Here is a 21,777-nt window from a genome sequence, read left to right on the forward strand (position 1 = left end):
GGAGAGCGGGACGTCGGTGCGCCGGGCCCGTCCGCCATGCTGCCGACACTGGATGAGGAGCAACTTCGGGTTCTGCGACGCGTCGGACGGGAGTGGGATCGGGTGTCCGGCGATCCTGGGTTGTGGCGGCGTGCGTTGCCTGTGGATCCCGACCTCGGGAGTTACCCCGCTCCTGGGGAGATTCGGCCGGCCCGCTTCGGCCGCTTCGTGCCCATCACCCCGCCCGGTGGTCGGCCGCCCGCCGTCGAAGCGGCCGGTGAGGCCGAGATCCCGGCGTCGTTGCCTGGGCGCGTCGGCTACAACGTGCGTCGCGTCGTGCTCGGGGCTCCGCTGAAGAGCACGGCGATCGCCCACGAGCGGATGCGCAAGTTGGTGGCGTTGCCGGTGCTCTCCGCCGACGCGCTCTCGTCGGTCGCCTACGGTCCCGAGGCGATGCTCGCCATCCTCGTCCTCGGCGGCACCGCCGGGCTGCGCTACTCACCCCCCGTCGCAGCGACCATCGTCTTCCTGATGCTTGCCGTCGGCGTGTCCTACCGCCAGACGATCCGTGCGTACCCGCACGGCGGCGGGTCGTACATCGTGGCCAGCGACAACCTCGGCCGCGTCCCCGGACTGGTGGCCGCCGCCGGGCTGATGACCGACTACATCCTGACGGTCGCCGTCTCGATCGCCTCGGGCATCGCGGCGATCACCTCGGCGGTTCCGTCCCTGGTCCCAGACACCGTCCCGATCGGAGGCGCAGTGATCGCCGTACTGCTCGCAGGAAACCTGCGCGGCGTACGCCAGGCAGGCGCACTGTTCGCCGCACCCACGTACGCGTTCATCATCGCGGTCTTCGCCCTCGTGGCCGTCGGCCTGTACGACGCCGCAGGCCGCGGCTTCCACCCCACACCCACCCCGCACCTGACCGCCACGGAGGGGATCAGCGTGCTTCTGGTGCTCCGCGCCTTCGCCTCCGGATCGACGGCCATGACCGGCATCGAGGCGATCTCCAACGCCGTACCGGCCTTCACACCCGTCGAATGGCGCAACGCCCGAACCACACTGACCTGGATGGTCGGCCTGCTCATCGCCTTGTTCGCAGGCACGATCGCCATGGTCCAGCTCGACGGCGTCGTCCCCAACACCACCGAGACCGTGCTCTCCCAGCTCGCCCACCGCAGCTTCGGCACCGGCTTGATGTATGTCTTCACGCAAGCGGCGACGGCGGCGATCCTGCTGCTCGCGGCGAACACCGCCTACAACGATTTCCCCCGCGTCCTGTTCCTCCTGGCCCGCGACCACCACGCACCGCGGATCTTCCTGCGGCTGGGTGACCGCCTCGCCTTCAGCAACGGCATCATCGTGCTCTCGGCGGCGGCAGCCGTCGTCTACGTTGCGTTCGGCGGCAAGACCGAACCTCTGATCCCGCTGTTCGCCGTCGGCGTTTTCCTGGCCTTCACGATGTCGCAGGCCGGAATGGTGGTCCACTGGTGGCGTCTGCGCGACCGCCACTGGCGCAAGAGCCTGTTCTTCAACGCCACCGGAGGCTTGCTCTCGGCGATCGTCTTCATCACCGCCGGCATCACCAAGTTCACCGCCGGAGCGTGGGTCGCCATCCTCGCCGTCGCGTTGTTCATCCTTGTCACGATGCGGATCCGGCACCACTACGCCAGGGTCGCCAAGGCTGTCGCGCTGCATCCCCACGCCATCGAGGTGCCCCAGCAGACACTGGCCCTGCGGATCGGCGAGCAGCAGGCGGCTCGGGCCGCTTCGCAGGCAGGGGAGAGCGAGGCGGAAGCGGAGGAGACCCCGGAGGAGGTCCAGCACCTGGTGGTCGTGCCGGTCGCTGCGTTGGACCTTGCCGGTATGCGCGCGCTCGCCTACGCGGCCTCGCTCCAGCAGCCCGTCCTCGCGCTCCACGTCAGCCCCGACGAGGACGAGGCCGAACGCTTCCGCGCATACTGGCGCCTGTGGGGCGACCACCTACCGCTGGAAGCCATCCTCTCCCCGTACCGGGCGATCGTCGTACCACTCGTCAACTACATCGAGTCCTTGCACCGCCAACGCCCCGATGTCACCCTGACGGTCATCCTCCCGGAGATCGTCGTACGGCACTGGTGGCACCGTGTCCTGCACAACCACATCGCCGCACGCCTGCGCCGCGCACTCCGGCCCCTGCCGAAGATCGTCGTCACGACCGTCCCCTTCCACGTGTAGAGGAGAGGCTGCCCCCGTCCGACGCGGGTGTAGGGAAGCGGTCACGTCACCCCTGGCGTTCTACGGCCGCCCCGGTGCCAGGTGTCTGGTAGCTGCGGCCCGCGCGACCCAGGCCGACGTCGCCCTTGCCGACTCGCGTCACGACATCCGTGCCACCCGGACCGGCGCAGGCGAGAACCCCTGCCACCGGGCTGCGCCGCCCGCTCACCCATGGCTCATGCAGCGGGCCCCGACCGCGAAATCCACCGCCAGGCGCGGTTTCGCGGCGCCTGCCCACGGCGCCCCACCCCCGCTTGCCCGTGGCACCCGCGAGGAGGCGCGCTCAGCCCGTCGTGACAGAACACCCGTCCAAGGAGGACCATGGAGGCCAGGGCGCACTGCCAGGAGTCAGCCATGTCCGATCATGCCTCGGCCTACATCTCGGTCCACTTCAACGACGAAGCCCCGGAGGCCGCTCGGCAAGCAGTCCGGGATGTTGTGTTGGCCGCCTTCACCGAAGCCGGAGAGGGCGCGCAAGCAGACCAGGATCCGATCAGGTGGTTCATTGTGGAAGCCTCCCGAGCCGCGGACCCCTCGCTCGACCACGCGAAGCCGCGACCCGGAACCAGCCCGGTGCAGGTCTTGCTGCGCGGTGAGTCCCTTCCCGCCTCGCGCGTGGCCGATGTCATCGCGCGGAGTTTCCTGACCGAGCAGGACACCACGCACACCGTCGCCAACGTCTACGCCCAGCTCACCGTGGACCCCTCACGCCCACCCGGGGGGAAGTTCGCCTTCACCTCCGAGGTTCGAAGCCGAGGCCGACTGAACAGCGAAGCTCCTCTCCCGGCCACGGGGCAAGGCGCGGGGCGCGATGGGTCTGGTTGCCGCCGGCATCACGACTCGTGTCACCACTGGGTACGAACACCAGACCGAAGCGAACGGAAAACGGCCCCGGTGCGTGTACGCATCGGGGCCGCCCCTTTCGGGCCGTCACACGTGAGAGTGCTCGACCCACGCCAAACTTACCGCAGAAGATGTCCACTTTGCCAGGTAATCATACGATTTAAAGGAGTTTATCGGTCTCAAGCGCGGCCTCTCCGGGGGGTGCTCGGTCCGTCCGCCGCCCGTTGTCGGATCCGTGGGTACTTCGTCAGGCCGGCGCACCAGCTACGCACACCACGAGAGCCAACGATGAGGCGTGGTGGGGGAGCGGCTGCCGTCACAGTGTGGTGCCGTGCCAGAGGCCCTCGACCCGGAACCAAAGACCTGGTGCGAGGACCGAGTTGACGATGGGCCCCGCTCCCTGTGGCACCCGCAGGATCCTCAGTGCCCCACTGGGGAGTACGTCGTACTGGTAGGTGACCGCCGACTCGCCTTCGGTGATATCGGTGAAGACGATGTCTGTCGCAGGCTCGTCCGCGTACTCCTTGGGTGTGCGGTTCTCGACCAATTTGATAAAAACGCCCATGTTTCAACGTTAGGGCCATCTTGTGGTTCGCGCTCGCCACGGGCATGCCGAAGTGGCGTGACCGACTGGAAAGGGTGCGATGTGCCTGCTTTCGCGCAGGTCGGCAGCACCCACGTTACGCCGCTGAGGCGTCGGAGTGGTGGGTCCGTCCGTCTGCCGAACCGGATCACAGGCCACTCGTCGCCCCGGGGCGTCGACCGGCATCGACGGGCAGCCGCCTACCGGCGGCATATCCTTTGATCATCACGTCGATACGGTCGAACATCCCAGGTGCACGCCAAAGTCACGGAACGACCGACAGGTAGAGAAAATCATGAATTGTGCAGCGGTGGATACGTTCATCGCCTGAAATGTCGCAACGACACGCGCCAGCCGCCGACCTGACGAGATAGCCAGAAGAACGGTGGCGAAACCTGGAAAGCACGACGGTCCGAGCCGAAATCGGTGAGTGCGGAGAAAACCGAGCCCCGTCGATGGACCCGTCCGGCCTCCGGTCGGAGTAACCTTAAGGAATACCGGGATCATTTCGTATATCGACTTCCGTGTCGGTGTCGCTCTCGGCGCACAAAAATCCCGGGCACTGGAATACGCCCGGGGGCAGGTCTGCATCATGACCATGACCACCGACCACACGTCGGCAACAAACGAGCGCCTCTTCCCGCCACCGGCCCGAGTGTCCCTGACCCCGGCGAACGCCGCCCTCGGCCTCCTCGACGGCGCCTGGTGGCCCCACTCCCGCGACCTCACACGCGAACTCCCCGCTCTGACAGAGGCGTTGGACCGCCTCTGGGGGCGAATCACCCGCGTCACAGTCAACCCTCATCTCTGGCCGGTCATCCCGCGGAAGGTGTCCGTGGGCGGGCATGTGGTGAAGGTAGGTTGGTTCATCGCCGAGCAGGACCCGCACAAGCTGCTGCTCATCTGCGAGGACGTCGGCCGAAGGGACCTGCTGGTGGTCCCGCCGCAGACCGGTGTGACCGCGGCCGCCCGGCTGATGTCCGCCGCAGCCGACCCGCACAACACGCTCACCGCCACCGGACTCATGGCGCAGGAAGCGGCTCGGAACGCCGCAGAGATCGACCGCACCCTGGAAGAAGAGTGGGAGTCCGAAGGCGGACTCCTGGCAACCTCTCCCGAACTCCCTGGGACGCCGACAGGCTTTCCGCGCCAGGCCGTAGGGGTGTGAGAGTGATGGGGACCATCGTCACCGTGGCGGTCATTCTCGCGATGATCGCCGCGGGAGGGATCCTGATTCATCTACTCAACGTTCAGCACGACGAGCGCGTCGCCGTCTACCCCTACAGCCGCTTCCGAATGGGGCGCCGCGGCCGGACACCCGCCAAGCCGATGGCTCCGACCGCGCAGCATCCCGGGCTCGTCGGCACTCCGCCCGCCCGCGACACGCGCCGCGACCACCGTGACGGCGGCCGAGGGCGGCTGCGCCCGCGACGCCGCATGGTGCGCGCCCGGCGCCAGAATGCGTGAGCCCGCTTACCCGCGGGCGCCTGCGCCGGTAAGCCACGTCCTGCGTTGCCGTCGGTCACCTGTAAAAGCACACCGACTCCGGTACCGACTCCGTCCGGCCCGAGGACGCGCAAGTGCCGGAAGGTCGGGTGAGGTGACGCTCCTTGGCGGAGTTCGCCCTTGATCGTCTTGTTCTCTCCCGTGCGCTCACCGGGAAATCGGAAGCCCGTGGCCAGCGCCAAGTGGTGGTCCTAGGGCACGATCGCCAGGTGGTCGGCGGTGCCGCCCCGCCACTCGATGAGGAAGACCGTCGCGTCGTCGCTGGTGATCCCGCCCCGCTCCTGCTTTAGCATGTGGGACAGCGTACGAACCATCGCGCGCACCCCTGTCTCCGCACGCCCGACGCGCATGACGACGTCGACCAATTGTTCCAGACCGAACTGCTCCCCACCGACCTCGTGCTCTTCGATGAGACCGTCGGTGAAGCACAGCACCCGATCGCCGGGCTGCAGCATCTGCTCGCTGACGCGGGGCTCCTCACCACCGAAGCCGACCGGCAAGGTCGTCCGGCTCTCCAGCACCCGGATGACATCGTGGTTCCGGATCAGCAGTGGAGCCGGGTGGCCGGCGTTCACCCACTGCAAGTGTCCGGTCGCGGTGTTCAGGCGCATCATCTGCGCGGTGACGAAGTGCTCGGGCCCGAACTGCTCCGCGATGACCTGGTCCATGAACGCGTAGATCTCGGACAGACCGACATCGGCGCGCCTGGAGTGGCGGTAGGCACCAATGGCAGCCGTCGCCATCACAGCAGCGCCCAGGCCGTGGCCCATCGCGTCGATCACGGCAACGTGCAGGACGTCGTCGTTGAGTGCGTAGTCGAAACTGTCGCCCGCGACCTTGTAAGCGGGCTCCAGGATCCCCGCCACCTCGACCTGCGGGACGGACAACCTCAGCGGCGGCAGCAGTGACCACTGGATCTCCGCGGCCACGCTCATCTCGCCACAACGCCGGGCCTGGAGGAACTGGTCGGTGTAACTGCCCTTGGTGACCAGCAGGTCCGCGACCAGACGCGTGAGCCGCCGCAGCAGCCGCCGGTCGTCGTCATCCAGGGTGTCCACGGTGAGGGCCAGCACCCCCACCTGGTCGCTGCCGTCCAACAGCGGCAGGTACATCCGAACGCCGTCGGCCTGCGGTACCTCGACCACAGCCGCGCCCAGGAATGCCCTCCCGGCGTGGGAGTCGTCAATCGGTTCGGGCTCACCGGCCACGAGCCGCCTGCCGGGCAGCGGCACCAGCGTCAGCTGTTCGTAGTCCTGCAGGAGCACCGACACGTCACGGCCGCCGATCTTGCCCACTTCCTCCGCGATCAGCGGAGCGATCAATTGCGGAGGCAGCTCGTGAGCGCGATCCAGCAGCAGACCCAGCAGCCGCTCACCGAACCCTTCGGACCGATCAACCGCGACTTTACCGGGTTTCCGCGCACCCTCCGCCATAACCCCTCATACCATCACGTGCCCCTCCATCCCGCGAACCGCACACATGCGGGGGTGGCTCCGCTCGCCGTGGCGGTGCTCATCCCCGCTGGCGCGCACGCCTTCAATGCCGACGTGGCCCTGGTACTGGTCGTGGTCATCCGGCAGTCGGTGCACCCGAACGAGCGGCCGTGCGCCCTGGACGGACGCACCCACCGGGCGGGTAGTTGGTGCCCGCAGGCTCGCGCAGGAGGCTGGAGCAGACGTCCCACAAGGAAAGGTGCCACCGTGGCGATCACCCCCGCCCGTCCAGCGGAACCCCTGGCCGTGCGGCCGTACTCGGTCGCTGACCAGGACGCGGTGCTCGCCCTGGTGGAGGGCGACCGGCTGCCTGGGCAGCCGCAGGCGACGCCCGGGATGCTCGACCAGGCGCTGGCCGGACACTCGCCGGTGGACGGCGACTGGTGGGCCGAACTGGACACGCCCCGCACCGATGTCGTGCACGATCCGAACGGGCGAGTGCGGGGAGTCGTCTCCTAGGCGACGCGCCCCCGGGACGGGGCCGGGCTGATCCTGTGGCTGCACGCCGAGGAGGAAGACCAGACGGTCGCCGAGACGCTGGTCGGCCGCGCCCTCGACCAGCTTGGGCCACGCACCGTGCACGCGTTCGAGTTCGCCTCCGCGCTCACCCTTGGGATGGAGGGCCTGCCGGTACGCAACCGCCCGGCATTGGAAGCAGCCGGGTTCACCGGTCGCGACCTGTGGCGCTATGTCCACCGCGGCCTCGACGGCCCGCTGCCGACCACCACCTACCCCGTCGCGACTATAGGAGGTGCGCCGTGACCGTGCTGCCCCGCCTACTGCTGGGCGACGTCGAACAACTGGTGGACCGAACCCCGCCGATTTCGCTACGCGCGGCGGTGCACACCGTCTGGGAGGACCGTGGGCAGACTCGCGTGCGCGCGTTGCTCACCCAGGCCCCCGATGCCCCGCGTGGAACTGGTGAGCCTGCGCTCCCATGACACAGACACCGGGGCGGCGGCCCTTGAGGCAACCGTCGCCATCACCGGCCCCGCCACCGCACGGCTGGGACGAGTCCTCACCCTCGTATGGCTTAACCCTGCTGTCCATGCCGTCCGCTGGACCCTGCCGCCCGGAGCGCAGCGCAGTACCGGAGCATGCCCTGGCCTGAAGAGGGCCGGGTGTCCTTTGATCGTGCATGGCGTCCGGGCCCATATTGGGAAAGGAAGCTGAAGGGGGCTTCGATATGAAAGTGCCAGCGCGCCCACAGACTGAGGACGGCGTCCTGGGAGCTCTTCTCCTGATCGTCTTGGAAGGTGTCGCGCTCGTCATTGCCCGAGCCCGGTACGTACCGCTGGTCAGCAGTGCTCTGGTCGGTGGCGCGACCTGCACGGTGATCGTCGTACTCGCCGTGGCGCACCACCACCGGACAGCCACCCGGAAGGCCCGCCAGCGATTGCCGGAAGCCGTGGACGAGCCGCTGTTCAGCGCCGACGCGTTGGCAGGCTTCCCTATGGAAGCCTTCCGCCCGCTCTTGCTCGCCCCGGACCCCCTGACTTGAACCGCCTGTACACCGCCTGGATCTTCGCCACCCACGGTTACGACGCGGCCTGATCGAAGGGCACCCAGACCTGGCCGCTGACATCGTCCATACGCTGATCAAGGCGGCACATCAGCGAGGCCAATACCGCACCGCGTTGACGGCTCCGCACGCCAGGACGAAGTTTCCCGACTGCCTCGATGCCTGCCAACACACAGGGATGCGCGCAGGTCGGCGAGTTGGGCGGTGTGGCCCAGGCCGGGGATTTTCGACCTGCAGACCCCGACAGACGGTGACGGTGCAGCGGGCGGCGCTGCGGACCAGGCGGTCATGACCCACCGAGGCAATGACCAGTCCTGGCGGAACATGCTCATGCGCTGGCGGAGGAGAACTAGGCACGGTATCTGTCCGAGTATTCGACCCTCGGTGTAGCCGATGACATCGACCCGTATGCCATGGAGGCAAAGTGACCGCCCACGACGAGCTCCACAAGTGGCTGACGAAGTCCATCAGCACGCCCACCGCTGAGCGACTGCTGCGTGACTACGCCCACGAGCTGGCGGAGGAGATCCGGGGCGCCGCAACAGGCGTGAACGGCGGCACCGCCGATTTCCCGCGTGGCATGCGTGAGGCCGCCGACCTGATCGATCCATGCCCTCAGGAGGAGGAGTGACCGACCACACTCACCCGCACAGCGACTCCGAGGGCTGGTGCTACTGGCGGTGCGCGGAGGGCATCACGGCTGAGACCGGCGCAACGTCGGTGTGCCGCTGCACGGCGGCCCCTGCCTCGTCAAGGGTGGGGCGGGCGCTGGTCCCGCCCCACCCGCCGCGGGAGCCACCGTGTGATCGCTCGACATGGCGGGGCTAGGTGTAATGCCAGAGGCCAGTGACTTTGCGGCTGCCGGGACCGCCGGAGGACAGTGCTTCCGCAGGTGAGACGGTCGAACGGCCTATGTCACTGGTATTGCCTCTAGGCCGCCTCGTCGCGCACCCGCGACGCATCCACAGCTGTGGACAGCTGACCCACGCTTCACCATGGGCGGCATGCACCGAGGGCGCAGGGGCCGGTGCCGTCACGCCGGCGGCGACGATCAGCCACCTGAACCGGCTCGGTAGTGTCAGGCCGAACGGTAACGACCCACCAGACCGTTTGCATTTCCGTGTGGCGTCAGCCACATTCAGGCAGGTCGCACGCGGTTTTCGGGAGTCTACGATGCTGGGTTCCCCGGCCTGAGGTGCGTCGGTATATTTGGCCGTGAGTACGGCCAACGAGCGTTAACGAAGGACCCTTGACCTGCAGTTATATGTCAGCAGAAGGGGTCAGACCTAGCGTCGGGGACGCCGCGCGGCTCGAAAGAGCAACGGTCAATAGACCGTGTGCGTTTTGGCATGAACGCAAGAAGCCCTGATCTGCATTCCTGCAGGTCAGGGTCTTAGTCCGGAGTGCCCCCGGCAGGATTCGAACCTGCGCACACGGCTCCGGAGGCCGTTGCTCTATCCCCTGAGCTACGGGGGCTTGTCGGCCGTTGTTTCGGCGACGGGTAGAACCCTACCAGCTTCCGGAGGGTGGGCGTGTACAGGGTTTTCACCGGCCTACCGCATGGTCCGCGGGGGTGTCCCGGCCACGGGGAAAGCTCCCTCGCACGGGGAAGAAGTGGGTAAAACGCGGACGCAACCGGTGGTGCGCGCCTAGGCTTCAGATGTGCAGGGCGCGTCCGGGCGGGTTCTTGTTGTCGACGACAACAAGGTCATCCGACAGCTGATCAGGGTCAACCTCGAACTGGAGGGCTTCGAGGTCGTGACCGCGGCTGATGGTGCGGAGTGCCTGGACATCGTGCGGCAGGTGCGGCCCGATGTGGTCACCTTGGACATGGTCATGCCGCGGATGGACGGACTGCGGGCCGCCGCGCTGCTGCGGGCGGATCCACGCACCCGGCACCTGCGGATCGCGATCGTCAGTGCGTGCAGTCGGCCGGAGATCGAGGGCGGGGAGCGGGCCGCGGTCGATGCCTTCCTCGCCAAGCCGTTCGAGCCCGCCGAGTTGGTGCGACTGGTACGGCGGCTGATGCACGCCGGTCCCGTGGCCGCCCCCGAGCAGCCGGAGGGACTTCCGGCGTCCAGCCCGCGCTGCTCGTAACCTCCGCACCCGCCGACCGGCCCCGGCGTACCCTCGCCCCATGTTGCTGTGGATCAACGGACCGTTCGGTGGCGGGAAGACGCAGACCGCCTATGAGCTGCGGCGGCGGTTGGCGGGGGGTGTGGTGTGCGATCCGGAGCATGTGGGGTTCGGGTTGCACCGGATGATGCCGGACGGGATGCGGGGGGACTTCCAGGATCTGGTGAGCTGGCGGCGCGGGGTGCGCGAGGTGTTGGACCTGGTGCTGCGCCGACATGACGGGCCGGTCATCGCGCCGATGACGCTGGTCGAGCCGCGCTACTTCACGGAGATCGTCGGGCGGTTGCGGGCGGACGGGCATGACGTGCGGCACTTCGCGTTGCTCGCCGAGCGGCAGACCGTGCTGCGGCGGCTGAGGGAGCGTGGTTGGGGCCGCGGGATCAAATGGGAGAGCTTCGCGGTGCGGCGGCTCGACGAGTGCCTGGAGCGGCTGCGCGGCGAGGAGTTCGCCGAGCACATCCACACGGACGCGCTGACGGTTCCGCAGGTGGCCGACCGTATCGCCAGGTCAGCCGGGCTGCCCATCGCTCCCGACACCGACGGGCCGCTGCGCGGACGGCTGCGCCGGAACGCCGTCAAGGTTCGGCACATCCGGTTCGGCTGAGGCCACCGGGTGGGCCAGTCTGGAGGTGTCCACGAACAGCCCCGCGAACGCCAGCACCGCCGCCGTCAGGGCGGGCACGCTGTTGGGATGGCTTCCGTGCACCGTGACCGCGACCCCGGTGACGACCACCCCCGCCAGGCCCGCCACGGTCAACGCGACCCACACCCATGTCTCGAAGTCCCGCCAACTGCCTTGTGTCCGCTTGCTGGTGGGGTTGATCACCGCTCCGAACAGTGCCGTCGCCACGATGGACAGGTCCCGGGTCAAGGTCGACAGATCGGTGTTCGCCGTCTTCCAGGCGGTGACGCTGAGGAACACCATCAGCGCCAGGAACCCCAGGGCCAGCACGATCGCGGTGGCCGCGCGCTGCGCGGCGTTGAGCGAGGTCCTCACTTGCGCACCGCCTCCGCAGCCTCTTCCGCACAGCCCCAGCAGACGGTGATGCCCGCGCCTCCGTGGCCGTAGTTGTGGACGCACACCGCGCCGCCGGGCAACTCCTCGCGCTCCAGGCGCACTTCGTCACGCACCGGGCGCAGGCCCGCGCGGTGCTCCAGGACCCGGGCGGTGGCGACCCGGGGGTCGACCGCGGCACAGCGGTCGATGATGCCCTTGGCCACCGCGGGATCGGGGGTGGTGTCCCACACCCCGTCGTGGGCCGTGCCGCCCAGCAGCAGGCCGTACGGCTGCGGGAAGAGGTAGACCGCTTCCGCGCCCTCCTCGCCCGCGCGCACGAACCACTCGGTCACGCCCGGGTTCTCCACGACCACCAGTTGGCCCTGGACCGGGCGCACCCGCGGGTCGGGGACGAGGTCGCGGGCCGCCAGGCCGGTGCAGTTGACGATCCGCGGGGCGTGCTCGGCGGCCTGGCCGAGACTGGTGGCCGTGCGGTGTTCCAGCGTGCCGCCCGCCGCGACCAGGCGCCGCGAGAGGTAGCGCAGATGCGTGGGCATGTCGACCAGCGGGAGGCGGGCGCGGAAGCCCGATGTGTAGCCGGGCGGCAGTTCATCCGGCTCGGCCCGCCGCAGCTCGCGGACGGTGTCCGCCCAGTACGGCAGCGGAAGGTCGCCCTCCAGGGCCTGGACGCCCGGTACCAGCCGGACGCCGGTCTTCTCCGGGCGCTCCGCGAGTTCGCCCAGCACCTCGAAGGTGCGGCGTGACCAGGCGGCGACGCGTTCCCGCGGCTCGATGCGGTACGGCTCCCACAGCGCCCCGGCGATCGCGGAGGTGGTGCGGTCCACCGGGTCGCGGCTCCACACCCGTACCCGCGCGCCGGACTCGGCGAGCCGGATGGCCGTGGTCAGTCCGATGACCCCGCCGCCGATCACGATCGCATCGCATGATTCGGGTGACATTCCTCGGGCGCTGCCTCTCAGTCGGTCTGGTCGGACACGTCGGTCGTCACCCGCTCGCCCGGGCGGGCGTGCAACGGCAACACCCTTGCCAGGCCGGGGTGTTGGCGGGTGGGCTGTTCGATGAGTACCACCGATCGGGTGGAGACGGTGACACACACGCCGTGCGGGAAGGCGACGGGTGGAAGGACGATGTCGGTTTCCGGTCGGCCGGTGGTCCGGCGCAGGGTCGCCGTCAGGCGGTACGTGCGGTGTGCCGGGTCGTACGACTCGGTGTCCGGGGTACCGGCCACCGCCGCCGCGTACGGCCAGAACGCGGGGTGTTTGCCGGGGGCGGGGCGGCCGTCTGAGTCGTACGCGCAGTAGCCGACGCCGTGTGCGGCGCGGCAGTCGTACCACATGGTCCAGCCGGTCGCGAACCGCCGCATGGACGCGACCTGTTGGGCCACCAGCCGGGCGTTGCCGACGGTGGTGGCGGACGGCGGGCCCCACTCGCCGACCAGCACCGGGAGGTGGTGGGCGGCCGGGTAGCGGGTGATGGCGGACTCGTACCGGGTGATGAAGCCGTCCCCGGGGTTCCAGTCGGCGCCGGACTCCACCGCGGTGTCGTAGTAGTGCGGGGCGTAGCCGAGGCGGGAGGGTCCGCCGCGCGGGTCGGTGAAGCCGGGCAGCCGGGTCGGTACGCCCTCGCCGACCAGGACGGTCGGCTCGACGAACAGCCAGGCTCGCTGGTCCACGGTGCGGATCGCGGCGATCGCCCTGCGGTACATCGCGGCGAGCCGTCCGCGCTCCAGCGCGGCGGAGGCGGCGAGTTGCACCGTGGGGTCGGTGGGGTCGCCGCGGAACGGCCCGCTCGGCTCGTTGAACAGGTCGTACCCGAGCAGTGAACGGTGCCCGCGCAGCGCTTCGGCCACCGTCCGGTACGCGGCCGACTGGGCGGCGCGCAGGTCCTGGTCGTCGTACAGGTGCCGGAAGGCGGCCTGGACGGCGGGCTGGAAGTAGTCGGCGAACCAGTCGGCGGGATCGTGGTGGAACGGCAGGCCGTCGGTACGGGTGGCCCAGCGCGGCAGGCCGTCGCCGCCGAACCGGGGGCCGTAGACGTCCTGGTGCCAGTCGGCCAGTACCAGGACGTGGTAGCGGTCGGCCCAGCTCAGGACGTGGTCGAGATAGCGCAGGTACGCGGTGTCGTAGCGGCCCCTGCGTGGTTCCACGCGGCTCCACTGGATGTCCAGGCGCACGAGGTCGAAGCCGCTGGCGGCGAGCCCGGCCACGGCGGACTCGGTGACGGTTTCGGTCTTTCCCAGGTTGAGGCCGTGGAGTTGCAAGGCCCGGCCGCGGGCGTCGGCCAGGTAGGTGTGGCCGTGCGTGGTCACGGTGCCCACGGGCGCCGTGGTCGCCCCGGGCGCGTCGGCGGGCGCGGCCGCGCCCAGCACACATAACGCCGCCACGCACGCCACGACGGTTCGAACCAGCCCCAGCCGCATGGCCCATGAGCATGGCGGCGAATCATGCTCCCGACAAGGTGGTGAACACAGGGACTTTGCCCGTCCTTCACTCCGCCTCCCCTCTGTCGTCTACAGCCGTGTAGTAGGTTGAGGGGACTCGGTCCGGGCGCGGCAGCACCCCCCGGATGCGCCCGGGCCGAGATACCGCCTCGCAGTTCGCTGAGGGTGCGGCGATGGGCCGTCGTTCGTCCGCCGCGTCGTTGTGGCTGGTCGCGCCCGCGCGGCGGAGCCGCACATGAACACAGCCCCGCGCCCCTTCGGGGCGCCTACAGCGTTCCGGTCGGGGTTTGGGCCAGCAGGTAGTCCACCACGTCGGTCAGCCGTCCGCGGCGGGTGTACGCGGCGCGCTGCCGTACCGCGCCCGGGCCGACCGCGCGCAGTCGCCGCAGCGCTTCGGTCACCGTCTGTTCGTCGCCGAGTTCCTCCAGCGCCGGACGGATGTGCCGCAGCAGGGCGTCCGCCAAGGTGCCCGGCGCGGTGGCCCGCCCGGTGCGCGGATCCACACCGGCGGCCGCCAGTTCGTCGCGCGCCGCCCGCCAGCAGGCGGCGCGCAGCAGCGCGGCGGGCAGGTCGGGACCGGGGTCGCCGCGCTCCACGGCGCGTACCGCGGTGACCACCAGCGCCCTGATCACGGCGGCGAGCAGTGCGCTCTCCTCGGCGGTCACCGGCACGTCGCAGGCGCGTACCTCCAGGGTCGGGTAACGGGTGGAGAGCCTGACGTCCCAGAAGACGGTCCGCCGGTCGGCCAGCGCCCCGGCATCCTGCAGGGCGTCCACCAGGTCGTCGTGCTCACGCAGCGAGCGGAAGTACGGCGGCGGACCGGACACCGGCCAGCGCTGCCAGTGCGGCCAGCGCCAGCTCGCGTACCGGGTGTCGCGGCCCTCGTGGAACGGGGAGTTGGCGGACAGCGCGATCAACGCCGGTATCCAGGGCCGCAGATGGTTGCTGACCAGTACCGCCTGCTCCCGGTCCGGGACGCAGGTGTGCACCTGGCTGGCGCACAGCACCTGCTCGTCCACCAGCGCGCGGTACGTCTCCAACTGCGCCCGGTAGCGGCGGTTCTGGGTGATCTGCTGCGGTATCGCGCCGCTGAGCACGGCCGTCGCGGTGGCGACCGCGCCGAGGCCCTCCGTGGCGGCCGCCGCCGCGACCACCGCCCGGTTCTTCCTCAAGTGCCGCAGGAGGTCGGCCTGTTCGGCGCACGGCGGGGTCCGCGTCTCCACCTGGACCAGGCCCATCTCCGGGGTGACGGCGTCCCCCAGGTCCACCGCGGCCCGTTTCACCACCATCGCCGAGCCGGTGGCGACGGCGCGCGTCGCGGGGTCCACCACCAGGTACTCCTCTTCCACGCCCATCAGCGGCTTCGCGGACGGGCGGAACCCGGGTTCTGTCATCAGCGCCTGCCGTTCGGTGAGGGTCATGACGTCTGCTTCATGGAACTCGCCTGCCCGGTCTGCTCGGGGTGGCGGACCGCGCAGCTGAGGGTGCCGTCGACCACGTCCACCACCACCGTGTCCCCGGCTTCCGCGGCACCGGACAGCAGCAACGAGGCGATCCGGTTGTCCAGTTCGGTCTGGATGACCCGGCGCAGCGGACGGGCGCCGAACTCCGGCTGGTAGCCGGTGTTGGCCAGCCACTGCTTGGCCTCTTCGGTCAGCTCCAGCTCCAGTTCCTGGGCGCGCAGCCGTCGGCGGCTGCGCTCCAGCAAAAGCTCCACGATGACCGACAGATGGCCCCGGCTGAGCGGGTGGAAGACGATGGTCTCGTCTATCCGGTTGAGGAACTCCGGCCGGAACTGGCCGCGCAGCTCCGGCTCGATGGCTTGGCGGATCTCGGCGACGGGCCGCTCGGCCATGTCCTGGATGCGGCGCGCGCCGATGTTGCTGGTCATGGTGACCACGGTGTTGCGGAAGTCGACGGTACGGCCCTGGGCGTCGGTCAACCGCCCGTCGTCCAGCACCTGAAGGAGCAGGTTGAACACGTCCGGATGGGCCTTCTCCACCTCGTCGAACAGCAGCACGCTGTACGGCTTGCGGCGCACCGCCTCGGTGAGCTGACCGGCCTCCTCGTGGCCGACGTAGCCGGGCGGGGCGCCGACCAGGCGGCTTACGGTGTGCCGCTCCTGGTACTCGCTCATGTCGAAGCGGATCAGCCGGTCCTCGTCGCCGAACAGCAACTCGGCCAGCGCCTTGGCCAGTTCGGTCTTGCCGACCCCGGTGGGCCCCAGGAACAGGAACGAGCCCACCGGCCGATTCGGGTCACCCAGGCCCGTGCGGCTGCGGCGCACCGCCTCGCAGACCGCGGTGACCGCCTCGTCCTGGCCGACCACCCGGGCGTGCAGCGCCTCCTCCAGCTTCAGCAGCCGCTCCCGCTCGCTGGCGGTGAGCTTGTCCACCGGGATGCCGGTGCGGGTGGAGACGATGGCGGCGATGTCGTCGGCGGTGACGGCGGCCACGCCCTCGCGCCGCTCGCCGATCCGGGCCAGTTCCTCCTCGGCCCGGGCGATCTCCGCCTTCAGCTCCTCGGCGCGGGCGTACGCCTCGTCGGCCACCGCCTCTTCCTTCTCGCGGCGCAGCCTGGTCAGCCGGTCCTCGGCGGCCACCGACTCGGTGCTGCGGCCCAAGGAGCGCAACCGGACCCGGGCGCCCGCCTGGTCGACCAGGTCGATGGCCTTGTCGGGCAGGAACCGGTCGGCGATGTAGCGGTCGGACAGCTCGGCCGCGGCGACCAGCGCGTCGTCGTAGAACCGCACCTGGTGGTGGGCCTCGTACGCGTCCCGCAGCCCCTCCAGTATCTGCACGGTCTCCTCGACGGTGGGCTCGCGGATCAGCACCGGCTGGAAGCGGCGCTCCAGCGCCGGGTCCTTCTCCACGTACCTGCGGTACTCGTCGATGGTGGTGGCGCCCACCAGGTGGAGTTCGCCGCGGGCCAGCGCGGGCTTGAGGATGTTGCCCGCGTCCATCGCGCCCTCGCCGCCGCCCGCGCCGACCACGGTGTGCAGCTCGTCCACGAACAGGATCAGGCCGCCCTCGGTGGACTTGACCTCGTCCAGCACCTTCTTGATCCGCTCCTCGAACTCGCCGCGGTACTTCGAGCCCGCGACCATGCCGACCAGGTCGAGCTGGACGACCCGCTGGTCGGCGAGCGACTCGGGTACGTCGCCGCCCACGATCCGCTGGGCCAGGCCCTCGACGATGGCGGTCTTGCCGACGCCGGGCTCGCCGATCAGCACCGGGTTGTTCTTGGCCCGGCGGGAGAGGACTTCCACGGTCTGTTCGATCTCGTCGGCCCGGCCGACCACCGGGTCGAGGCGGCCCGCCCGCGCCTCCTCGGTGAGGTCGCGCCCGTACTCGTCCAGGGTCGGGGTCCTGCTGGCGGCGCGGCCAGTGGTCTCCCCCGCGGCGCGCAGCGCTCCGGGGGTGCGGGCGTGGCTGGCCAGGGCCTGGGCCGCGGCGCTGTCCGGCTGCTCCACCAGGGCGCTGAGGATGTGCTGTGGCCCGATGTAGGAGGCGCCGCCGGTCTGGGCGAGGGCGTGGGCGGTGATCAGAGTGCGTTTGGCGGCCGGGGTGAGCTGCGGCCGCCCGCCCTCGGCGAGCGTCCCGGTGGGCAGCGCCTCAGCCAGTTCGGCACCCAGCCGGTCGGGGTCGGCGCCCGCCCTGGCCAGCGTGGTACGGGAGGGTTCGACCTGGGTCGCCGCCCACAGCAGGTGGTCGGTGTCCAGGTCGGCGCTGCCGTCCTGCTCGGCCCGCCGTACCGCCGAGGCCAGCAGTTCCCGGGCGGAGTCGCTGAGCAGCCGTCCGATCGGTACCCGTTCCATGGCGGGCGGCGCGGACTGCGGGCTCAATCCGAGGAATCTGCCCAGCAGGTCGAAGGGATCGGGGAACTGGTCGCGGCCCGGGTCGCGAGGGGTACCTGGCAGCATGGGCTTCATCTCCTTCGGCCCTGCGGCGGAAGGCGCGGCGAGCCGCACTGGAGCACGTCGTGCGCACGTACGACTCCCAGTCTCACCCGGCGCGCCGCGGCCCGCTAGGCGGGCACTCGCCATGCCCCGGGGGGCCTGGTCGGGCCACCGCGGCGGTGCGAGAGGATGCGCTCGTCATCCGTCGCAGGGGGGACCTGTCACCGTGAGCACGCCACCACCGCAGCAGCCGTACGGGCAGCAGCCGCCGTACGTCCAGCACCCGTACCAGCAGCCCTATCCGCAGGGGCACTACCCGCCCTACGCCCAGCCGCCGCAGGCCGGTTGGGCGGTACCGCCGCCGTTGCCGCCGCAGCGCAGCACCGGCAAGGTGATCGCCGTGGTGGTCGGCGCCATCGCGTTCTTCGCCCTGGGCGGCGCCGGTCTGCTGGTGGCGCGACGGGGACGCGGGCGGAGTACCGGCTGTCGGTGCCGTCGTCGCTGGAGGACGGCAAGTACACGCTGCAGCAGGACATTTCACAGAAACTGGACAGCAGGCTGCCGGTCCGGGACGGTGACGGCGGGCACGATCTGCACGGTTCCGGGGGCGCCTACCAGTCGGCGGCCGGGGGCACGGACCAGTTGATCGTCTCGGGCGTCTACGGGACGATCGACGATCCCGACACGGTGCGCCAGCACGTCATGGACGGCACCCGGAGCGACGGCATCGTGACCGGTGTCGCCGTACCGCCGAAGGTGATCACCCCGGCCGGGTCCACCGAACCGGTGTCCCGCGAGGTGCTCACCACCCACGTGGGCGTGCGCGACCTGCCGACACCGGTGTGCGCGTGGGCCGACTCCGGCACGGTCGCGGTCGTGATGCGGATGGCTGCCGCGAACCTGACGGTCAGCCCCGGCTCCATCGACCTGAACGCCTTCGCGGGCGAGGTGAGCACGGTCCGGGACGAGGTACGGGTCAAACTCTGAGCCCTTTTCGAAAGTCCCACGCGCAAGCCTCGCGCCCCCTTCAGGAGGCGCCCTCGCGGATCGCCTGGGCGACCTCCTCGGTGCGGGCCGCCTCCTCGGCGGCGAAACGTTCCGCGTCGAGTTTTTCGGCGATCTCCTCGTCCTGGGCCATCAGCAGGTCGAGGTTGGAGTCGCCGAGGTCGAAGACGCCCATGTCCACATAGGCGCGTTGCAGGCGTTCGCCCCACAGGCCGATGTCCTTGACGCACGGGACGATCCGGCTGAACAGCAACTTGCGGAACAGCGCCAGGTATTCCGACTGCTCGCTCAGCTCGTCGGCGTCCTTCGCGGGAATGCCGAAGTTCTCCAGGACCTCGGCACCGCGCAGCCGGTCGCGCATCAGGTAGCAGCCCTCGATCACGAATTCCTCGCGCTCGCGCAGTTCCGCGTCGGTGAGCTGCTTGTAGTAGTCACGCAACGCCATTCTGCCGAAGGCGACATGGCGCGCCTCGTCCTGCATGACATAGGCGAGGATCTGCTTGGGCAGTGGCTTGTCCGTGGTGTCGCGCAGCATTCCGAAGGCGGCCAGCGCCAGCCCTTCGATGAGCACCTGCATTCCCAGGTACGGCATGTCCCAGCGCGAGTCGCGCAGCGTGTCGCCCAGCAGGGACTGGAGGTTGTCGTTGATGGGGTACAGCAGCCCGACCTTCTCATGGAGGAAGCGGGCGTAGATCTCGGCGTGCCGGGCCTCGTCCATGGTCTGGGTGGCGGAGTAGAACTTCGCGTCGAGGTCGGGGGCGGACTCCACGATGCGGGCCGCGCAGACCATCGCGCCCTGCTCGCCGTGCAGGAACTGGCTGAACTGCCATGAGGCGTAGTGACGGCGCAGCTCCCGCCGGTCCCGTTCGTTCATCTTGTCCCAGTACGGGGTGCCATAGAGCGTCATGTTCTGATCCGGGACACCCAGCGGGTCGTACGGATCGACCTCAAGGTCCCAGTCGATGCGCTTGGCGCCGTCCCACTGCTTGTCCTTGCCCTTCTGGTACAGGGCCAGCAGCCGCTCCCGCCCGTCGTCGTACTCCCAGGTGAAGCGGGCCTGCCCGGTGGACTGGACGGACCAGTCGGTGGGGGCGTCGGCACCGGATCGACCAGGGCGCTGGGCGTACAGCTCGTGAGTGGACACCGGCGTCTCTCCTCCCCCTTGCGGGACTCCCCTTCGCGGGACGGTTGTGCTCCCGGGCAGCGTCACATGCGGGTTACCAGGGGGTCAACAACTTCGGCGAGAGGTATTGACGGCCTTGCTGACAACACGTCTCATAAGGAAGTGACCACCGGTAACACCCGAGCCCAACTCGCCAGGGATGGCAGCGAGATGACCGTGACACAGGGAACGACCAATGGCCGACACGACGGGATCGGGCTGCTCAAGGAGCGTGAGCAGGTGGCCGAGCGGCTGCTGGAGGCGTCCGCCAGACACTCCTTCGACCCGGACCGGGAGCTGGACTGGGACGCTCCGTTCGAGGACGGCAAGTGGTTCTGGCCGCCGGAACTGTGCTCGCTGTACGAAACGCCGCTTTGGCGGCGGATGTCCGAGGAGCAGCGGATCGAGCTGAGCAAACACGAGTCGGCCTCACTGGCCTGCGTGGGCATCTGGTTCGAGGTCATCTTGATGCAGCTGCTGATGCGGCACATATACGACATCGACCCGACCAGCCGCCATGTCCGGTACGCGCTCACCGAGACCGCCGACGAGTGCCGCCACTCCATGATGTTCGCCCGGCTGGTGAGGAAGTACGGCACACCCGTCTACCGGCCGAGCAGACTGCACCACAACCTCGCCCGGTTGATGAAGTCCGTCTCCACCACGCCCGGTTCGTTCACCGCGACGCTGTTGGTCGAGGAGATCCTGGACTGGATGCAGCGCCAGACCTTCCCCGACGAGCGGGTACAGCCGCTGGTGCGCGGGGTGACCCGGATCCATGTGGTGGAGGAGGCCCGCCATGTGCGGTACGCCCGCGAGGAGTTGCGCCGCCAGATGGCCGGCGCGCCGCGCTGGGAGGCCGGGTTGACCCGGCTGATGTCCGGGGAGACCGCGCGAGTGGTCGCCATGTCGCTGATCAGCCCGAAGGTGTACGAGTCGGTCGGTCTCCATCCCGGGTACGCGCTGGAGCAGGCGCGCAGCAGTGCGCACCGGCGTGAGGTGATGCGCCGCTCGGCGGGGCGGCTCACCGACTTCCTGGAGGAGATCGGCGTGCTGCGCGGCCCCGGCCGCAGGCTGTGGGTGAGCTCCGGCCTGCTGGGGTGAGCCGCCGACCCCCGCCCCGCCACTGGGCGGCCCCCCGGATAGGCTGCGCATATGGGCGAAAGCGGGGCCTACCGGCGGCTGCCGGTCGCGGAACGGCGGCGGCAACTGCTCGTCGCGGCACTGGACTTGTTCAGCCACCGGCCGCCGGAGCAGGTCTCGATCGACGACATCGCGGCCGCCGCGGGCGCCTCCCGCCCCCTGGTCTACCGGTACTTCCCCGGCGGCCGGCAGCAGATCTACGAGGCGGCGCTGCGCAGCGCCGCCGAGCAGTTGACCGCCTGCTTCACCGAACCGCCTACGGGCACCCCCACCCAGCGGCTGCGCAACGCGCTGGACCGCTATCTGGCGTTCGTCGCCGAACATGACGCCGGGTTCTCCGCCCTGGTGCGCGGCGGCTGCGTCACCGAGACCAGCCGGACCACCGCGATCATCGACGAGGTGCGGCGCGCCGCGGCGGAGCAGGTCCTCGTCCATCTCGGGGTGCCGGAGCCCGGGTTGATGCTGCGGATGGCCGTACGGTCGTGGATCGCCGCGGTCGAGACGGTCTCACTGATCTGGCTGGACGAGGGGCGGCAACCGCCCGCCGAGGCCCTGCGCGACTGGCTGGTCGACCACTTCGTCGCCGTGCTCACCGCCACCGCCGCGTGCGACCCCCAGTCCGCCGGGGCCCTCTCCGAGTTCCTGGCGTTCCTGGCCACCATACGGGAACAGCCGCGAAGCGTCCGTTGAGGGTGGTGGCGGGCGACGGGCGGGCGGGAACAGCCGCGAAGCGTCCGTTGAGGGTGGTGGCGGGCGACGGGCGGGCGGGAACAGCCGCGAAGCGTCCGTT

At 69.8% G+C, this 21,777-nt stretch carries 20 protein-coding genes and 1 tRNA gene; 12 read left to right on the forward strand and 9 right to left on the reverse strand.

The genetic code is table 11. From position 1 onward, the window contains the following. Window positions 1–36 precede the first annotated feature (36 nt). Complete coding sequence (locus NON19_RS26055; RefSeq protein WP_255931537.1) at window positions 37–2,199, forward strand: APC family permease; 2,163 nt, start codon at window positions 37–39, stop codon at window positions 2,197–2,199. Between the two features lie 1,198 nt (window positions 2,200–3,397). Here NON19_RS26055 and NON19_RS26060 read toward each other — a convergent pair. Next, window positions 3,398–3,646, reverse strand: coding sequence for a hypothetical protein (locus tag NON19_RS26060; protein ID WP_255931514.1), 249 nt, complete (start codon window positions 3,644–3,646; stop codon window positions 3,398–3,400). Between the two features lie 616 nt (window positions 3,647–4,262). Here NON19_RS26060 and NON19_RS26065 point away from each other — a divergent pair. Together NON19_RS26065 and NON19_RS26070 are read left to right on the forward strand one after the other, a co-directional pair. After that, window positions 4,263–4,832, forward strand: coding sequence for a DUF5994 family protein (locus NON19_RS26065; RefSeq protein ID WP_308213734.1), 570 nt, complete (start codon window positions 4,263–4,265; stop codon window positions 4,830–4,832). 5 nt (window positions 4,833–4,837) lie between these two features. Then, the gene (locus tag NON19_RS26070) at window positions 4,838–5,131 is read left to right on the forward strand and encodes a hypothetical protein (protein ID WP_255931516.1); all 294 of its coding nucleotides are present in this window, start codon (window positions 4,838–4,840) and stop codon (window positions 5,129–5,131) included. A 230-nt stretch (window positions 5,132–5,361) separates the two neighbouring features. On the opposite strand, the gene NON19_RS26075 is transcribed toward NON19_RS26070, so the two are convergent. Then, window positions 5,362–6,603 (reverse strand): PP2C family protein-serine/threonine phosphatase, encoded by a 1,242-nt coding sequence (locus NON19_RS26075; protein ID WP_255931517.1) that lies wholly within the window; start codon window positions 6,601–6,603, stop codon window positions 5,362–5,364. Between the two features lie 54 nt (window positions 6,604–6,657). Here NON19_RS26075 and NON19_RS26080 point away from each other — a divergent pair, with 54 nt between their 5' ends. From NON19_RS26080 to NON19_RS26095, 4 genes are all read left to right on the forward strand, one after another. Beyond that, window positions 6,658–7,122 (forward strand): hypothetical protein, encoded by a 465-nt coding sequence (locus tag NON19_RS26080; RefSeq protein ID WP_255931518.1) that lies wholly within the window; start codon window positions 6,658–6,660, stop codon window positions 7,120–7,122. Between the two features lie 117 nt (window positions 7,123–7,239). Continuing rightward, on the forward strand, window positions 7,240–7,425 hold the full coding sequence (locus tag NON19_RS26085; RefSeq protein WP_255931519.1) for a hypothetical protein: 186 nt from the start codon (window positions 7,240–7,242) through the stop codon (window positions 7,423–7,425). A gap of 424 nt (window positions 7,426–7,849) precedes the next feature. Then, window positions 7,850–8,164, forward strand: coding sequence for a hypothetical protein (locus NON19_RS26090; RefSeq protein ID WP_255931520.1), 315 nt, complete (start codon window positions 7,850–7,852; stop codon window positions 8,162–8,164). Between the two features lie 445 nt (window positions 8,165–8,609). Beyond that, complete coding sequence (locus tag NON19_RS26095) at window positions 8,610–8,816, forward strand: hypothetical protein (protein ID WP_255931521.1); 207 nt, start codon at window positions 8,610–8,612, stop codon at window positions 8,814–8,816. Window positions 8,817–9,589: 773 nt separating this feature from the next. Here the strand turns inward: NON19_RS26095 and NON19_RS26100 are convergent. Then, a tRNA-Arg gene (locus tag NON19_RS26100) sits at window positions 9,590–9,661 on the reverse strand. A 186-nt stretch (window positions 9,662–9,847) separates the two neighbouring features. Here NON19_RS26100 and NON19_RS26105 point away from each other — a divergent pair. Then, window positions 9,848–10,282, forward strand: a complete 435-nt coding sequence (locus tag NON19_RS26105) for a response regulator (RefSeq protein ID WP_255931523.1) — start codon at window positions 9,848–9,850, stop codon at window positions 10,280–10,282. A gap of 40 nt (window positions 10,283–10,322) precedes the next feature. Continuing rightward, window positions 10,323–10,925, forward strand: coding sequence for an AAA family ATPase (locus NON19_RS26110; RefSeq protein WP_255931524.1), 603 nt, complete (start codon window positions 10,323–10,325; stop codon window positions 10,923–10,925). Here the strand turns inward: NON19_RS26110 and NON19_RS26115 are convergent. The 5 genes from NON19_RS26115 to NON19_RS26135 form a co-directional block, all read right to left on the reverse strand. Further along, complete coding sequence (locus NON19_RS26115; RefSeq protein ID WP_255931525.1) at window positions 10,830–11,318, reverse strand: hypothetical protein; 489 nt, start codon at window positions 11,316–11,318, stop codon at window positions 10,830–10,832. The two genes, NON19_RS26110 and NON19_RS26115, sit on opposite strands and share 96 nt — an antisense overlap. Next, window positions 11,315–12,277, reverse strand: a complete 963-nt coding sequence (locus tag NON19_RS26120; RefSeq protein ID WP_255931526.1) for an FAD-dependent oxidoreductase — start codon at window positions 12,275–12,277, stop codon at window positions 11,315–11,317. The genes NON19_RS26115 and NON19_RS26120 overlap by 4 nt, the downstream gene beginning before the upstream one ends. 17 nt (window positions 12,278–12,294) lie before the next feature. Beyond that, window positions 12,295–13,758, reverse strand: coding sequence for a cellulase family glycosylhydrolase (locus tag NON19_RS26125; RefSeq protein ID WP_255931527.1), 1,464 nt, complete (start codon window positions 13,756–13,758; stop codon window positions 12,295–12,297). Window positions 13,759–14,045: 287 nt separating this feature from the next. Beyond that, window positions 14,046–15,200: a carboxylate-amine ligase gene (locus NON19_RS26130; protein ID WP_255931528.1), complete on the reverse strand. Its 1,155-nt coding sequence runs from the start codon at window positions 15,198–15,200 to the stop codon at window positions 14,046–14,048. Then, complete coding sequence (locus NON19_RS26135; protein WP_303654344.1) at window positions 15,197–17,701, reverse strand: ATP-dependent Clp protease ATP-binding subunit; 2,505 nt, start codon at window positions 17,699–17,701, stop codon at window positions 15,197–15,199. Before NON19_RS26135 ends, NON19_RS26130 begins: the two co-directional genes overlap by 4 nt. Window positions 17,702–18,166: 465 nt before the next feature. Here NON19_RS26135 and NON19_RS26140 point away from each other — a divergent pair, with 465 nt between their 5' ends. Continuing rightward, window positions 18,167–18,664 carry a hypothetical protein gene (locus NON19_RS26140; RefSeq protein WP_255931529.1) on the forward strand — a complete coding sequence of 166 codons (498 nt, stop codon included), beginning with the start codon at window positions 18,167–18,169 and terminating at the stop codon, window positions 18,662–18,664. A 40-nt stretch (window positions 18,665–18,704) separates the two neighbouring features. Here NON19_RS26140 and NON19_RS26145 read toward each other — a convergent pair whose 3' ends face one another. Beyond that, window positions 18,705–19,826: a ferritin-like domain-containing protein gene (locus NON19_RS26145; protein ID WP_372514291.1), complete on the reverse strand. Its 1,122-nt coding sequence runs from the start codon at window positions 19,824–19,826 to the stop codon at window positions 18,705–18,707. 189 nt (window positions 19,827–20,015) lie between these two features. Between NON19_RS26145 and NON19_RS26150 the strand changes: the two genes are divergently transcribed. Then, window positions 20,016–20,948, forward strand: a complete 933-nt coding sequence (locus tag NON19_RS26150) for an AurF N-oxygenase family protein (protein ID WP_255931540.1) — start codon at window positions 20,016–20,018, stop codon at window positions 20,946–20,948. A 51-nt stretch (window positions 20,949–20,999) separates the two neighbouring features. Then, on the forward strand, window positions 21,000–21,677 hold the full coding sequence (locus NON19_RS26155; RefSeq protein WP_255931530.1) for a TetR/AcrR family transcriptional regulator: 678 nt from the start codon (window positions 21,000–21,002) through the stop codon (window positions 21,675–21,677). The last annotated feature ends 100 nt before the right edge of the window (window positions 21,678–21,777 follow it).

It is taken from the genome of Streptantibioticus rubrisoli, assembly GCF_024436055.1.
GTDB lineage: Bacteria > Actinomycetota > Actinomycetes > Streptomycetales > Streptomycetaceae > Streptantibioticus_A > Streptantibioticus_A rubrisoli.